The following is a 14,496-nucleotide window of genomic DNA, read 5'->3' on the forward strand; positions in this document are numbered from 1 at the left end:
TGATTATGCTTTATAGATTCCACCACCTGCGCGGTATTGCTACCAGGCAACTTTGCCAGGTGTTTAATGAAGCCTTTAGTGATTATGTCATTCCTATGCAACTGACAGTTTCGTTGTTGCAGCAGAAAATGACAGGAGAAAGTATACAGCTGGATTGCTCGGCAGGAGCTTTTCAGGGGGATGAGTTGTATGGGTTTATATTGCATGGGAGGGATGAAAGCTGTCCGGAAGTGTTGTACAATGGAGGGACAGGCGTAATTCCACAGGCACGTGGGCAGCATTTGGTACAGGAATTATATGAGTATTTTATACCAAAATACCAGGAGCAGGGGGTGAAGAAGATCTTGCTGGAAGTGATAGGCAGTAATAAGAAAGCGATTAAAGCTTATGAAAATGCGGGGTTTGAGCAGCAAAGGAATTTCTTGTGTTTTAAAGGGGAAATTCCTTTAAAAAAGAAAGAAAGAAAAGGGATTATTATTCAAAAAAGCGTTTTGCCTCCTGAGATCTTACTCGCTCCTTTTGCGGATCAGGTACCCAGCTGGTCGAATAGTATAGCGAGTTTGAGAAGGGAGAAACAATATACTACTACGTGGGTAGCAATTTTTGAAAATGAAATAGTAGGGTATATCAGTGTATATCTTGCCAGCAGGCGGATAAGACAGATAGGGGTGCGAAAGGATTTGCGGCGAAAAGGGATCGGAACCTCCTTAATACAACAGGTGGCCGAGGCACTAGGGAATCCTTTTAGTCTTATTAATGTGGATGAAAAAAACGAAAGCCTTATAAAATTCTTAGCACATATCGGCATGTCTCAAATACTTACCCAACAAGAAATGAAACTCTCTTTATAAAGCCGGCTGCAGGTCTCACCAAAATACAAAGAGCTTTTGCCTGCGGCAAAAGCTCTTTGTATTTGTATAGAATTACGCTTAATTAATTCCGTTTACCACAGCCTCTTTATGAATCTTCTGGATCAACCCCTGCAGCACCTTCCCAGGCCCTGCCTCTGTAAAATTAGTCGCTCCATCCGCCACCATAGCCTGCACTGACTGTGTCCACTTCACCGCTCCTGTCAACTGATCAATCAGATTCTGCTTGATCTCCTCCGGATTACTCACCGCCTTCGCTACCACATTCTGGTACACAGGACAATTAGGCGTATTAAATGTCGTCTTCTCTATCGCAGCCTTCAGCTCTTCCTTAGCCGGCGCCATCAGCGGACTATGAAAAGCCCCACCCACAGGCAATACCAGCGCACGTTTTGCACCCGCTGCCTTCATTCTTTCACAAGCCACTTCAATCCCCTTCAGTGAACCGGAAATTACCAGCTGACCGGGACAATTATAATTAGCCGCTACTACCACCTCACCGGTTTCATCACTCACCGCTTTACAAATTTCTTCCACCTTCGCATCTTCCAGGCCCAATACCGCCGCCATCGTAGAAGGATTCTGTTCACACGCCTTCTGCATAGCAGTCGCCCTGATGTAAACCAGTTTCAGCGCATCTTCAAAAGTAAGTGCACCATTCGCTACCAGCGATGAAAACTCACCCAGCGAGTGACCAGCCACCATATCAGGCTTCGCACCTTCGGCTCCACACAGAAATGCAATCACACTGTGCAGAAATACAGCCGGTTGTGTTACACGGGTTTGCTTCAGGTCCTCGTCAGTACCTGTAAACATTACATCAGATATACGAAAACCGAGGATCTCGTTCGCCTTCTCAAATAATTCTTTTGCAGTTGGATTGGTGTCATACAGGTTTTTACCCATACCCGGGAACTGAGCGCCCTGACCGGGAAATACGTAAGCTTGTTTCATGTACATTGATTTACGGTTGCCAATCAGACATATGTATTATCATTAAATACATATCTCAGTGATTAGGATTGCAAATATTCATAGTCTTTGTGATATATCAAAATTTGCATCCAATAAAAAAACCCTCTCGCCGGGAGAGGGTTCCAATTAACTTTTAAATACTATGACCAAGTAGCCGCATGAACTCGCTTCTTGTTCTGCCATCTTCAAACTGCCCGGAAAAGGCGGAAGTAGTGGTCACCGAGTTCTGCTTCTGCACTCCTCTCATCATCATACACAGGTGCTGTGCCTCTATTACCACAGCCACACCCAGGGGTTGCAACGTATCCTGAATAGCATCCAGGATCTGGTGCGTCATGCGCTCCTGTACCTGTAGTCTTCTGGCATATACATCTACCACTCTGGCCAGTTTGCTCAGACCGGTAATATACCCGTTAGGGATATAAGCGATGTGCGCCTTACCAAAGAAAGGCAACATATGGTGCTCACACAGGGAATACAATTCGATATCTTTCACAATGACCATTTCACTATATGACTCTGTGAATTTGGCGCTATTCAATATCTCTCTGGCATCCAGCTGATAACCTGTAGTCAGGTACTGCATTGCTTTCGCTACCCTTTCCGGTGTCTTTTGCAATCCTTCTCTTTCCACATCCTCCCCCAACAGGGAAATACTATTTTTGTAATGCTCGATAAGATCGGAAGTTACCTTCTCATCGTAAGATTCAACCTTCTTGTAAGCCATTGCTTATTTAAACTTAAGATCAATTAATGACTACCCTCCGTAATATTCCACATAGATACGGGGTGTTTCGTACAACTTGATGCAGTGGAGCTGCACGCTTTCCGGCAGGTGCGGAGCCAGCTGCTCCCAGATCCCAATAGCCAGGTTCTCCGCAGAGGTGAACTTACCAGCCATGAAATCTACATCCATATTGAGGTTGCGGTGGTCTACTTTTTCCACCACATATTCTTCGATTAAATTACCCAGTGTTTTGGCATTAAAAACAAACCCTGTTTCAGGATCAGGATTGCCTTTTACCGTAACGTGCAATTCATAATTATGACCGTGCCAATTCTCGTTAGCACACTTTCCAAACACTTCTTTATTTTTTTCCTTACTCCAGGCGGGATTTGATAATTTATGTGCCGCATTGAAGTTCTCCACACGCGTTAAATAGATCATGTGATTAGCTGCGATTTTCCGCAAAAGTACAACAATTGAAGGACAAGCCAATCAGCGGGCAGATAAGGCCGGTAGGTCGCTATTCATTTTATTCCGATATTTGCATCATGAAAATTTTGGTCACTGCTGCCACACCTTTCGAGATCAAGCCATTCTCCGACTACCTGTCAGGTCATCATCACCCTGATACCCAGATCACGACACTCGTTCACGGCATCGGCATGATGCATACTGCCTACCACCTGGGCCGTCACCTTGCCGGTACTCGTCCCGACCTCGTTATACAGGCAGGTATTGCCGGCTGCTTTGATCATAGCTGGGAAATGGGCAAAACCGTGATCATAGATAAAGAGCAATTCGGCGACCTCGGTGTGGAAGACGACCAGACCTTCAAAGACCTGTTCGAAACCAACCTGTGGCAACCAGATCAACCACCGTTTACTAACAAACAACTGGTGAATCTGTTCGAAGGCGTACCACATTTACCAGCACTCGAACAGGTAAGTGGTGTCACCATCAATACCGTAAGCGGTAGCGAACGTACCCGCCAAAAACTGGTAGACAAATATAACCCCGCCGTGGAAAGTATGGAAGGCGCTGCCTTTCATTACGCCTGCCTGCTGGAAAAAATTCCTTTCTTCCAGCTCCGCAGCATCTCCAACTACGTGGAAGTACGCGATAAGTCCAAATGGAAAATTCCTTTGGCCATCCAACAACTCAACGAAACATTGATCACATATATTGAACATCTGAGACAGATACACTAGATTAACAGCGCTTTCTGCCTCCTAAAGCAAAGCATTATGGAATTAACACTCGGATTTTCCCCATGTCCCAACGATACTTTCATCTTTGACGCCATGGTGAATAACAAGATCGACACGAAAGGCATACAATTCAACACCCGCCTCGAAGATGTGGAAACACTGAACAAATGGGCGCTGGAAGGAAAACTGGATATCACCAAACTAAGCTATGGTGTTCTTCCTAAAGTACTACATCAATACGAGCTGCTCAACAGTGGCTCGGCCCTGGGCAGAGGTTGTGGCCCGCTCCTGATCGCGAAAAAACCGATCGATAAAGAAAAAATCAAGGATTGTAAAATTGCTATTCCAGGCATTAATACCACTGCTAACCTACTCTTCTCCACTGCATTTCCCGAAGCTCAAAACAAGGAAATACTGGTTTTCTCCGACATCGAAAACGCTGTATTAGATGGTCGTGTAGATGCAGGTGTGATCATTCACGAAAATAGATTCACTTATCAACAAAGAGGTCTGGTCAAAATCATTGACCTGGGTGAATACTGGGAAAGCACCACCGGCAGCCCGATTCCATTAGGTGGTATCGTGATCCGCAAGTCACTGCCTGCTGCACTGAAACAACAGGTAGACCAACTGATTCATGATAGCCTGCAGGAATCATTCAAACACTACCCGACCCTTTCTCCTTTCGTGACATCTCACGCACAGGAAATGGAAGAAAGTGTAATGCGCCAACATATAGAACTCTATGTAAATGACTTCTCCCTCGACCTGGGCGAAGCCGGCAGAGCTGCCGTAGACCGACTCATGGCAGCCGCTTTATAATATTGAAGAAGCAGTCGCGTTAACTTTTCGCGACTGCTTTTTTATATACTTCCAATACTCTTTTTCTCGCTTCTTCATGAATGACCATAGGTGTAGGATATGTTAACTGATCCAACTCAGGCACCCACTTACGCACATATTTCAAATCAGGATCAAATCGCTCTGTTTGCAATGAAGGATTAAACACCCTGAAATAAGGTGCCGCATCACATCCACATCCTGCCGCCCATTGCCAGTTGCCATTATTAGCTGCCAGATCATAATCCAGTAACTTCGCTGCAAAATAAGCCTCTCCCCATCTCCAATCTATCAGCAAATGCTTTGTTAAAAAACTCGCCGTGATCATACGCACTCTGTTGTGCATAAAACCAGTCGTATTCAATTCACGCATACCTGCATCCACAATAGGATAGCCAGTTTCACCATCACACCATTTTTTAAACTCCGCTTCATTATTTCTCCACTTTATCTTATCATATTCATTTCTGAATGACTGATGCACGACATGTGGATAATGCCACAATATCATGGAGAAGAAATCTCTCCATATCAACTCTCCTAAAAATGTTTGATTCAAATGATTCGCACGCTCTGCCAGTTCTCTCACACTGACCGTACCAAAACGCAGGTGTAATCCCAAATGTGTAGTGCCATGTATACCCGGTATATCCCTGGTTTTATCATAATTTTCAATCAGGCTATCCTTTACTTTTACACCAGGAAAATCCCGCTCACCGGCCAGGAATCCCATGGTTCGCAAAGGAGGGATACGCGTGCTTTTTTGTTTGTAGAAGTTACCGAAGTACTTTTCCACAGGATACGCTTTCAGATAAAAATCATTCAGCTTCGCTCTCCATTTTTTACTGTAAGGCGTGTAAATTGTATACGGTTCTCCGTTATCTTTCAGTACTTCATCCCTGTCAAAGATCACCTGATCTTTATACACTTTAAATCCAATTTCCTTCCCTTTCAAAAGCCTTCCGATGGCCTTATCCCGCTCACGCGCATAAGGTTCATAATCGATATTGGCATACACCGTCTGCACATCATAATGAGTGGTGTAATGCTTAAAGGCTTCTTCAGGAGTACCATAAAACACATCCAGACTGCTACCCAGTTTTGCTAATTGTTCCTGCATCTCTTCCAGGGTATCACGAATAAAAGTAACCCTGCGGTCATATTTATCTACAAGATCATTCAGAATGACAGTGTCAAATACAAATACAGGTACGACAGGATGTTCTGATTTTAAAGCATGGTACAACGCAGCATGATCCAATAATCGCAAATCACGGCGTAACCAGCACAAATTAACGGTGGGGAGCATAATAGAGGTTAGTTTTTGTAATTCTCAATGAAACATTCCGTGTACAATATTAAGACGTAATACTCAAATAAAGTATTACAAAAAATACGCCACTGCTGCGCATCTTCAGCGAATTACCATATTAATAATTGGGGGATATTCTATAATACGCCTTCATGCAGCAATTCATGTAGTATCACTGCGGTTGCATTTCCATAATTATTTTCGCGGAACTGACCTACCCATCGTACACCTGTGATGGCATTGGTGAGGAATATCTCATCTGCATTCTCCAGGTCCGCTATTGACAGGGGCTTTTCTATCACTTTAAATGGGAGGTCCATATCTATTATGTGCTTACGCATCACACCACATACACAACCTTCATTCAATGGGGGGGTGATCAGTTTTTTATCATCCACAATGAACAGGTTAGCAATAGTTGTATCAGCCACTCTGCCGTGTGCATTTAACAGGATCGTTTCATTCAAACGATGTTGTTTTCCATACATCGCTGCCATGATATAAGGCAAACAGTTATTTGACTTGATAGTAGCATATTTATCACAACTCTTACGCGCTTCCGAAAACACATCTATCACCAGGCCTTTATCATTCAGTTCCATCACCTGCCGGTCCAGTTCCCAGCTTTGAATAATAAAATTAGGATGGTTATTCACAGGGTCATAAAGACCTCCATCCGATCTGAAAATAGTGAGCCTTACCCTGGCCAGGCGATTATGATTATTCCGGCTACAAAGCTCTGCTATGAGCCGGGTAAAATAAGTTCGGGTGAAATTGTGAGGGGCATCGAAATGTAGCAGGTGCAAACTGGCCATCAATCGTTCAAAATGCAGCTCAGAAAGCAGCACTTCTCCTCTTACGGCACGCATGGTCTCAAAACATCCGTCTCCATACCGGAAAGACCGGTTGTCTGCCGTAAAAACGGGCTCAGACGCCGAAATAAACTTTCCATTATAACATGTATACACCTGTTGCACTTCGAACGCTTTTATATATTAGAAAGGAACAGAAAGGTACGAAATATTCATGTCATGCAGGCATTAGCAACCGGGGCATTTAGGCACCTATTTTGGGGACCGCTGGCAACCGGAACACCATCATCTATTACTCCCAAATGTAGCAACCTGCACCTCATCCGGATCCTTCCTAAAATAGGTAGCGGTCATCCCGGCTCATGCCAGAACAACCGCTTTATACATAGGACAGGGGCTCTTCCCGGATTTTATCCCGGAATGTACGCCAGTCTATTTAAAAAAATTTAATTGCCCAATACGGAACCCTACAAATGCATCTGCCTGGAATTACCTATCAAGGCTGTCAGGACACTGCCGCTACATGCAATGGTTCTGCCCGGAAACTTGTTCCTGCATTGAACTTTGTTAACCCACTATAGTTGAGAGGAAGATAAAAACTGAATTTCCTTCCTTCATAACGTGGTGGCTCAGGTAAAACCTGTCAGATACCGGGATATTCAGAGATAACCCACTGTGAGACTCAATCTGCCGATATCGACTGTTAAAATTGACACAGTTTTAGTCATAGTAGTACTGTTGGATAAACAGGCAGGTTCAAAGACCTTTCAGGGCACAATACATTACACCTAATTAATAAGTATAACATAGTTCCTGATCCTGTATATCAGCATACTTAAGCCTCGTTGGCACAATAAATATTAGCGTGAAGTTGTTCACTGACAATCCGATGCATGTAGCACCTCCAATTAATTTATTTTGGTATCCCTGAAATTTTGTTCTGGCAAAATGGCCCCGTCGAAATGCTCTTTAATTGATCTTAGTTACGCTGCTGATGATGGACTCTCTCCTCTATCAGAGTTGACAAAGCAAAGATGGTATTTTTAATTTATTATACAATAGCAAGTTGTGGGTATTGCAAATTTAAAAGAGAATGCTTATCTAAAGCAGAGGCTGACCAAAAAGCAAAATGAAGGTCCTGTCAATTGCTTAAACGATGACAGGGCTCCATCAGGTACCCGAATAAAATGAGGCTGACCATTACTTTTTGGTCAGCCTTTGTTATAATTTCATTTCAGGTATTTCACCACTCACGATCAAACGCCCTGCTGTCTTAGCTTTGATCTCATCGACACTCACCCCCGGCGCTCGTTCAAGTAATCGAAATCCTTCAGGTGTTACATCTAACACAGCTAGTTCTGTCACTACTTTTTTCACACAGGATACGCCTGTTAATGGCAGTGTACACTGTGGTAATAACTTACTTTCTCCTTTCGGATTTGTATGCATCATGGCAACAATAATATTTCTAGCTGAAGCGACAAGATCCATTGCCCCTCCCATTCCTTTCACCATCTTACCCGGTATTTTCCAGTTGGCAATATCTCCCGTATCAGATACTTCCATCGCACCTAATACAGTCAGATCAACTTTACCCGCTCTGATCATACCAAAGCTTTCTGCACTGTCAAAGAAACACCCCCCAGGTAATACAGTCACAGTTTCTTTTCCTGCATTGATCAGGTCTGCATCCATATCTGCTTCTTCAGGATAAGGGCCCATACCTAACATACCATTCTCTGATTGCAGCATGATAGCCACGCCATCAGGAATAAAATTAGCAACCAGTGTAGGAATGCCGATACCGAGGTTCACATACATGCCATCGCGCAGTTCCTGCGCTATTCTTTTAGCGATACTATATTTATCTAAAGACATACATTACAATTTAAATCTTAACAGTTTTGCGTTCGATACGTTTTTCGTAACCAGTGCCCTGGAAGATGCGGTGTACATATATACCCGGTACATGTATCTGGTCAGGGTCCAGTTCTCCGGGTTGTACCAGGTGCTCTACTTCCGCAATTGTAATGTTGCCTGCTTTCGCCATTGAAGTGCTGAAATTTCTCGTCGTTTTTCTGAATACCAGGTTGCCCATGGTATCGCCTTTCCAGGCTTTCACCATTGCGAAATCCGCATGCAGCGCCATTTCCATCAGGTATTGTTTACCATTGAATTCGCGCACCTCTTTGCCTATCGCAACCTCTGTACCGTAACCGGCAGGCGTAAAAAAAGCAGGAATGCCCATTCCTGCCATCTGAATACGGGTTGCGAGTGTACCCTGTGGAATCAGTTCTACTTCCAGCTCTCCGGACAACAGCTGTCTTTCAAACTCCGCATTTTCGCCTACATAAGAGGCCATCATCCTTTTGATCTGTCTTGTTTTTAAGAGCAAGCCCAATCCGAAGTTGTCTACGCCTGCATTATTAGAAATACAGGTAAGATCCTGAATACCTTTGCGTACCAGTGCCGTAATGCAGTTTTCGGGGATGCCGCACAGCCCGAAACCGCCCAGCATCAGCGTAGTTCCATCGTGGATGTCATGCAGTGCTTCATCAGCATTTGCTACAACTTTGTTCATGTTTTGGTGTTTTGAAAATTTTGGGGGCCGGAACAATGTTACTGCTTCGGCTTGAAATCAGGTTTATGTTGCCCTGGTAACCCTTCCCTTGGTAACGACTTAACGCTTCCAGGCAGTGATTTCCCGTGCATCACACCAGATCCCATTGGCACTGGGCCATTTGGCTTTGGCCTGGGAGGTGCCGGCTTTGGAGGCGTAGGCACTGGTGGATGCGCTGTAGGCAAGTTCAATTGCTTGAGAAAAGGAGTCGGCAAACCGTTCTTTTTTGAAGTTAGAACATATTGACCAAACGGTAATTCGGCAAATGGATTTTCCAGGTATGCCTTTATACGTGTCTCCTGGTCCAGGTTTTCCCTGTCGGCAGTTGCTGCCTCCATCATCATATCATACACTTCCTTCAGTCTGTCAGGGTGACTTTCGTACCAATCATAGCTCTTCTGAAACTGCGCCTGGGTCAGGTGGTGCAGGTCCAGGATCTGCTTATAATATAGCTTTACCCTGTACCTGCGTACAGAATCAGGCATCGGAGTTCGTGGATCTTCATTATTAGTACTGAATGCATCTGCCATCGTCATGTCCAGCAGTACATCCCTCATTTCTTCCTTTTGCATTACACCTTCCGGCACTTTGCCAGCCTGTCCGCATGCCATTAATACTAAAACAAAGAAAACAAATACGATTCTATATTGCATAAATACTATTCCGTTATTAGCGCAAAGCTATTTCATCTGTTGATATTTCACAGCATTCGTTACATCCATTTGGGACAATAACTGTACCGCACGTGATTTTTCCTGTGGCGGTGCCTTTGAAAATATCTTTTGCAGCTCATCAGATTTAGAAGTAAAAAATACCGCCATCAGCATAGAGTTAGGTATATCCTGGTAGATGGCGTACATCATATTCAAACAGTTCAGGATCGCTCCCCTGCCCTTGTTCATGTCATCATACATCACATCCAGCCCCTGGCGGTGATATTGGTACATCACATCGTGAAAACGGGCAAACTTCACATTCAGCAGGTTGTCCTGCAGCCAATAACGGTTGCGGTTGCCTTCAAATGGTTTCCAGCCGGATACATCCTTACCGTCAGGTGCGTTGTTCACAATGTTCAGGGCTTTTTTGAAAAAGTCGTCTCCACCACGGGGAGAGAAACTATCTGCATCCAGTCCCAGAATGATATACGCATAATAAGCCATAACAGCAGTAAGGTTGCTGGCGACCGGATCATTGCCGGATACCCTGTTGTCACTGAACTCCAATGGCTGAAACTCTACATAGCGAAACACGATGTTGTTGTCCTGCATGTTCAGCAGACTGCTCACATATCCTGCGTTGTACACAGGGCGGGTAGCCTGCACCGTCAAAGTCGCTTTGTAAGTATTGCTTCCCTGGTCGCCTGTTACATTCAGCAGGAAATTGCATTCTATGCGTTCAGAAGGTGTATAGACATCATCACCCCAGCGGCGACCATTCAGGAATTCCATCAGGCTTTTCTGCAGGGTGGTGAATACTTTCTTGTCAGTACCAGTGATCTGGTTGGCGTTAACAGTGACATTCACTCTCAGTTCCTGGGCCATGAGGCCGGAACCAAAGAGCAGGAATAACACTAAGCAGGTGAGGACTTTCAACTGTGGAGTATGTTGCATGTTATCATACGATTATAGAGACTATCATTGCAGTCCGATCATGGCAGTAATGGCCTTCACAATATCCTCCGCTACTTCCTGCTTGGATTTGAGCGGTAATTCGGTTGCGGTGCCCTGCCTGTCAAACAGCGTTACTTTATTAGTATCATGATTGAAACCGGCGCCTGCATCATTGAGGGAATTCATCACGACGAGGTCCAGGTTTTTCTCATGCAGTTTTTTCAGTGCATATTCCTTTTCGTTGTTGGTTTCCAGCGAGAAGCCTACAAGTACCTGACCGGCAGGTCGCTGCCCACCCAGGGTACGCAGAATGTCGGTAGTCTTTTCCAGTTCCAGGGTCATTTCGTCGCCGGCGCCTTTCTTGATCTTAATGTCGGCTACCTGTTTAGGACGATAGTCTGCTACAGCGGCGGCCATTACGACGATATTACTGTTGGCAAAATGGTTTGCACTGCTATTGAACATATCCGCTGCCGTCACGACCCTGAGTGTATGCACACCCGGATGTTTGGGGGACAGGTGGGTAGGTCCCAGCACCAAAGTTACGGCTGCTCCCGCAGCTGCCAGCGCATCGGCAATGGCGATTCCCATTTTACCACTGGAATGGTTACTGATATAACGAACAGGGTCCAGTGGTTCTTGTGTAGGCCCTGCAGTTACCAGTGCTTTTTTCCCTTTCAGGGGTTGATGGGCGCTAAAATATTGTTGCAGGAAGGCGATAATATGTTCAGGTTCAGCCATTCTTCCTTCGCCAAAGAGGCCACTGGCCAGCTCTCCCTTTTCAACCGGCAGTTGCTGGTGACCGTAAGAAAGCAGTTTTCCCACATTGGCACGGGTGGCAGGATGGTGCCACATATCTTCGTCCATGGCAGGTGCAAAAAGTACAGGACAGGTGGCCGAGAGGTAGGTGGCCATCAGGAGGTTATCACAGAACCCTGTAGCCATCTTGGCCAGGGTATTGGCCGAAGCGGGGGCTATGAGCATCACGTCGGCCCAGCGGCCCAGCATGACGTGGTTGTTCCAGCTTGAGTTATCACTGATGGTCACAGGCACCTCATTTTTCGATAAGGTCGCCAATGTGAGCGGGGTGATAAAATCACAGGCAGATGGTGTCATCACCACCTTTACTTCAGCTCCTTCCTTTACCAGCAACCGCACGATGGTAGCAGCTTTGTAAGCGGCTATACTTGCGGACACACCCAGTAGTATTTTTTTTCCTTGCAACATGTAGCGTATACCAATTATAAAAAAGGCGACAGAAATAGATTTCTGCCGCCATGAAGGTAGATATTTTTTCAGTACACGCGATTAGCTGTACAGGTCATCATCATTTCTTCTGAAGTAGATCTTGTCTTCCAGGAATTCCATGGTAGCCTGGATAGCAGGGTTTGCCATCCTCTCATAGAAACGGGAGATTTCGATCTGTTCTTTATTCTCATGCACTTCCTCCAGGTTGTCTGTATGACTTGCAAATTCTTCCAGTTTAGAGTGCAGCTCTTCCTTCACAGATATGTTGATCTGATTGGCGCGTTTAGCGATTACTGCAATGGATTCATACAGGTTGCCAGTTTTGCCTTTGATCTCGGTAGTATTTTTAGTTTCTACCATTGGATTAAGACTGCTGGTAAGACCTCTTTTTATTTTGCTCATTCTCCAGAGAATTAATTATTGATTATTAATATTGTTAAGGGTATTGTTTGTTTCCTTCGCATTTTTGGTTGCTTTCGCTTTCTTCCTTTCCTGTTTCTTACTAACCGGTGCGTTCAGATTATCTATATCCTTGATATTGCTTTGTGCTAAGGTATACCATTTTTCGGCATCTGGCTTCAGATGGCTAGAAGAATAATGGTCGGCGAAGTCCAGGTACTCAGCTACCACGTCTTCGTAGCGCTCTTTCTGCTTATCCCAGATGCTGTGTTCGGCATACTTGAAATAAGCTTTGATAGCCATGTACTTATATCCATCGCTCTTGTCGGAATCAGGATAGTTGCGCATCAGACTTTTGAAACTGATAGCGGCAGCTTTATAATAACCCAGGTTGTAGTACAATTCTGCGTTATTATATTCTTTCCTTTCCAGTTTCTGACGGCACAGCTCGATCACCAGGTTACCTTCAGCCACCTTGTCGGAGGTTGGATAGTTGTTGATAAAGGTCTGCATGGCAGAAATGGCCTTGATGGTATTCGCCTGGTCCAGTGGAATTTTTGGAGATTGCTTGTAGTAGCAATAAGCCTGCATATAATCCATCTCTACTGCTCTTGGACTGTTAGGGAAGTTGTCAAGGTAGTTTTTAAAGTAAAACCCTGCCTGAACATAATCCTTTAGTTTATAAGAGCAATAGCAATAGTTGTAATAAATCGGCTCATATTTCTCCGTTCCCTTGTAAACCTGGAACAGGGATTCATACAGGGACTGCGCGGTCATGTACTTCTTTTTCTCGTACATTTTGTTCGCGTAAGCCAGTTTGGCTTCGTAATCCTTGCTTTTTTCGATCTTGCGCAGCTCCATATTACAGGACGATGCGAAAACAATTACTAAGAGACTGATAAAAAAAGAAAATTTCTGCATTTTCCGCATAAAGAGGGCAAAGTTAAGAATTAAATGTAAATGTAAGATAGGGTAGCAAATACAGCTGTTAAAATTTTGCAAAAACACATTTTCCCACCAAAAAGATTTTTTGACGGGTATAAGGTCTGTTCGAGTGCTGTTCGAGTGCTGTTCGAGTGTTGTTCGAGTGTTGTTCGACGCTTCTTCGACGCTTCTTCGATGCTTGTTCGACTAAAGCAGAAAATGTCAACAAAAAATAATAAACATTACTAACCAGCGAATTAACACACTTACTAACATGTATTCACATACTTTTCACATATTATCAACATACATTCCCACAGAATAAACACAAGCTCATCAATAAACCATTCAAAACCCCATTATTATAGGCGGATAAATACTGTGGAAAAAATTTATAATTCATTTTTTCGTTAGAGAGTGGGAAAAAGTGTTATTTTGTGTTAGAAAATGGAATTCAAGGACTTTCGCCCCCAAGTATGACAGGTTTTCTGGGAGAATATGAAGCAACGCTTGACGCAAAAGGACGCTTTCTCCTTCCCGCTGGCTTTAAAAAGCAGCTGGCAGAAGGCGCCGGGGAACAGTTTGTCATCAACCGAGGGTTTGAAAAATGTCTGTCCTTGTATCCCATGAACGAATGGCAACCAATTTTCGAAAAGATCAGTAAGCTGAACGATTTCGATCCGAAAGTAAGGGAATTCCGCCGCTACTTTCTAAACGGAGCCACCATTTGTGAACTGGATAGTGCAGGCAGATTATTGGTGCCAAAAAACCTGATGGCTTATGCATCGCTCGATAAAGAGATCGTGCTTTCAGCAGCCAGCAACAAGATTGAAATCTGGGATAAAACAAAATACCAGGAGTTCTTTGAAAATTTCTCACCAGGAGCCTTCAGTGACCTTGCAATGCAGGTCATGGGAGGTGGAGATAACAATATTTCGATTTAACAGCTATT

At 44.3% G+C, this 14,496-nt stretch carries 16 protein-coding genes; 4 read left to right on the forward strand and 12 right to left on the reverse strand.

Translation table 11 applies throughout. The annotated features are described in order from the left end of the window. Positions 1-5 precede the first annotated feature (5 nt). Positions 6-851: a GNAT family N-acetyltransferase gene (locus tag BW716_RS20945; RefSeq protein WP_083725614.1), complete on the forward strand. Its 846-nt coding sequence runs from the start codon at positions 6-8 to the stop codon at positions 849-851. A 78-nt stretch (positions 852-929) separates the two neighbouring features. Here the strand turns inward: BW716_RS20945 and fabD are convergent, their stop codons facing one another. The 3 genes from fabD to BW716_RS20960 all read right to left on the reverse strand — a co-directional run bounded on the left by fabD (position 930) and on the right by BW716_RS20960 (position 3,012). After that, the gene (fabD, locus tag BW716_RS20950; RefSeq protein WP_083725687.1) at positions 930-1,823 is read right to left on the reverse strand and encodes an ACP S-malonyltransferase; all 894 of its coding nucleotides are present in this window, start codon (positions 1,821-1,823) and stop codon (positions 930-932) included. A 154-nt stretch (positions 1,824-1,977) separates the two neighbouring features. Next, positions 1,978-2,571 carry a GTP cyclohydrolase I FolE gene (gene folE / locus BW716_RS20955; protein ID WP_083725616.1) on the reverse strand — a complete coding sequence of 198 codons (594 nt, stop codon included), beginning with the start codon at positions 2,569-2,571 and terminating at the stop codon, positions 1,978-1,980. A 30-nt stretch (positions 2,572-2,601) separates the two neighbouring features. After that, positions 2,602-3,012 (reverse strand): 6-carboxytetrahydropterin synthase, encoded by a 411-nt coding sequence (locus tag BW716_RS20960; protein WP_083725618.1) that lies wholly within the window; start codon positions 3,010-3,012, stop codon positions 2,602-2,604. Positions 3,013-3,047: 35 nt separating this feature from the next. Between BW716_RS20960 and mqnB the strand changes: the two genes are divergently transcribed. Then, the gene (gene mqnB / locus BW716_RS20965) at positions 3,048-3,779 is read left to right on the forward strand and encodes a futalosine hydrolase (RefSeq protein ID WP_143708944.1); all 732 of its coding nucleotides are present in this window, start codon (positions 3,048-3,050) and stop codon (positions 3,777-3,779) included. Positions 3,780-3,815: 36 nt separating this feature from the next. Further along, entirely contained in the window at positions 3,816-4,601 is a 786-nt protein-coding gene (locus BW716_RS20970) for a 1,4-dihydroxy-6-naphthoate synthase (protein ID WP_083725622.1), read from the forward strand. 19 nt (positions 4,602-4,620) lie between these two features. Here BW716_RS20970 and BW716_RS20975 read toward each other — a convergent pair whose 3' ends face one another. The 9 genes from BW716_RS20975 to BW716_RS21015 all read right to left on the reverse strand — a co-directional run bounded on the left by BW716_RS20975 (position 4,621) and on the right by BW716_RS21015 (position 13,541). Next, positions 4,621-5,928 carry a deoxyribodipyrimidine photo-lyase gene (locus BW716_RS20975; RefSeq protein WP_083725624.1) on the reverse strand — a complete coding sequence of 436 codons (1,308 nt, stop codon included), beginning with the start codon at positions 5,926-5,928 and terminating at the stop codon, positions 4,621-4,623. Positions 5,929-6,068: 140 nt separating this feature from the next. Further along, positions 6,069-6,908, reverse strand: coding sequence for an aminotransferase class IV (locus BW716_RS20980; RefSeq protein ID WP_143708945.1), 840 nt, complete (start codon positions 6,906-6,908; stop codon positions 6,069-6,071). 1,056 nt (positions 6,909-7,964) lie between these two features. Then, complete coding sequence (locus tag BW716_RS20985; protein ID WP_083725628.1) at positions 7,965-8,621, reverse strand: 3-oxoacid CoA-transferase subunit B; 657 nt, start codon at positions 8,619-8,621, stop codon at positions 7,965-7,967. 10 nt (positions 8,622-8,631) lie between these two features. Continuing rightward, on the reverse strand, positions 8,632-9,324 hold the full coding sequence (locus BW716_RS20990; protein ID WP_083725630.1) for a CoA transferase subunit A: 693 nt from the start codon (positions 9,322-9,324) through the stop codon (positions 8,632-8,634). Between the two features lie 38 nt (positions 9,325-9,362). Continuing rightward, positions 9,363-10,016 carry a DUF4296 domain-containing protein gene (locus BW716_RS20995; protein WP_083725632.1) on the reverse strand — a complete coding sequence of 218 codons (654 nt, stop codon included), beginning with the start codon at positions 10,014-10,016 and terminating at the stop codon, positions 9,363-9,365. Between the two features lie 27 nt (positions 10,017-10,043). Continuing rightward, entirely contained in the window at positions 10,044-10,973 is a 930-nt protein-coding gene (locus tag BW716_RS21000; RefSeq protein ID WP_083725634.1) for a DUF4835 family protein, read from the reverse strand. 24 nt (positions 10,974-10,997) lie between these two features. Then, a complete protein-coding gene (coaBC, locus tag BW716_RS21005; RefSeq protein WP_083725636.1) occupies positions 10,998-12,200 on the reverse strand; it encodes a bifunctional phosphopantothenoylcysteine decarboxylase/phosphopantothenate--cysteine ligase CoaBC in 1,203 nt (400 codons plus the stop codon). Between the two features lie 81 nt (positions 12,201-12,281). Further along, complete coding sequence (locus BW716_RS21010) at positions 12,282-12,623, reverse strand: DNA-directed RNA polymerase subunit omega (RefSeq protein WP_072359134.1); 342 nt, start codon at positions 12,621-12,623, stop codon at positions 12,282-12,284. Between the two features lie 15 nt (positions 12,624-12,638). Next, a complete protein-coding gene (locus BW716_RS21015; protein ID WP_083725638.1) occupies positions 12,639-13,541 on the reverse strand; it encodes an outer membrane protein assembly factor BamD in 903 nt (300 codons plus the stop codon). 440 nt (positions 13,542-13,981) lie between these two features. Between BW716_RS21015 and mraZ the strand changes: the two genes are divergently transcribed. Then, positions 13,982-14,488, forward strand: a complete 507-nt coding sequence (mraZ, locus tag BW716_RS21020) for a division/cell wall cluster transcriptional repressor MraZ (protein WP_235643921.1) — start codon at positions 13,982-13,984, stop codon at positions 14,486-14,488. Positions 14,489-14,496 lie beyond the last annotated feature (8 nt).

The sequence above is a fragment of the [Flexibacter] sp. ATCC 35208 genome (assembly GCF_001975825.1).
In the GTDB taxonomy this organism is placed as follows: Bacteria; Bacteroidota; Bacteroidia; order Chitinophagales; family Chitinophagaceae; genus Chitinophaga.

Bases quoted from the DNA above. Each gene is read 5' to 3' on its own strand.
- BW716_RS20970 (WP_083725622.1), top strand. From the start codon at position 3,816: ATGGAATTAACACTCGGATTTTCCCCATGTCCCAACGATACTTTCATC.
- BW716_RS20975 (WP_083725624.1), bottom strand. From the start codon at position 5,928: ATGCTCCCCACCGTTAATTTGTGCTGGTTACGCCGTGATTTGCGATTA.
- BW716_RS20985 (WP_083725628.1), bottom strand. From the start codon at position 8,621: ATGTCTTTAGATAAATATAGTATCGCTAAAAGAATAGCGCAGGAACTG.
- coaBC (WP_083725636.1), bottom strand. From the start codon at position 12,200: ATGTTGCAAGGAAAAAAAATACTACTGGGTGTGTCCGCAAGTATAGCC.
- folE (WP_083725616.1), bottom strand. From the start codon at position 2,571: ATGGCTTACAAGAAGGTTGAATCTTACGATGAGAAGGTAACTTCCGAT.
- BW716_RS21015 (WP_083725638.1), bottom strand. From the start codon at position 13,541: ATGCAGAAATTTTCTTTTTTTATCAGTCTCTTAGTAATTGTTTTCGCA.
- BW716_RS20945 (WP_083725614.1), top strand. From the start codon at position 6: ATGCTTTATAGATTCCACCACCTGCGCGGTATTGCTACCAGGCAACTT.
- fabD (WP_083725687.1), bottom strand. From the start codon at position 1,823: ATGAAACAAGCTTACGTATTTCCCGGTCAGGGCGCTCAGTTCCCGGGT.
- BW716_RS21000 (WP_083725634.1), bottom strand. From the start codon at position 10,973: ATGCAACATACTCCACAGTTGAAAGTCCTCACCTGCTTAGTGTTATTC.
- BW716_RS21010 (WP_072359134.1), bottom strand. From the start codon at position 12,623: ATGAGCAAAATAAAAAGAGGTCTTACCAGCAGTCTTAATCCAATGGTA.
- BW716_RS20990 (WP_083725630.1), bottom strand. From the start codon at position 9,324: ATGAACAAAGTTGTAGCAAATGCTGATGAAGCACTGCATGACATCCAC.
- BW716_RS20995 (WP_083725632.1), bottom strand. From the start codon at position 10,016: ATGCAATATAGAATCGTATTTGTTTTCTTTGTTTTAGTATTAATGGCA.
- BW716_RS20960 (WP_083725618.1), bottom strand. From the start codon at position 3,012: ATGATCTATTTAACGCGTGTGGAGAACTTCAATGCGGCACATAAATTA.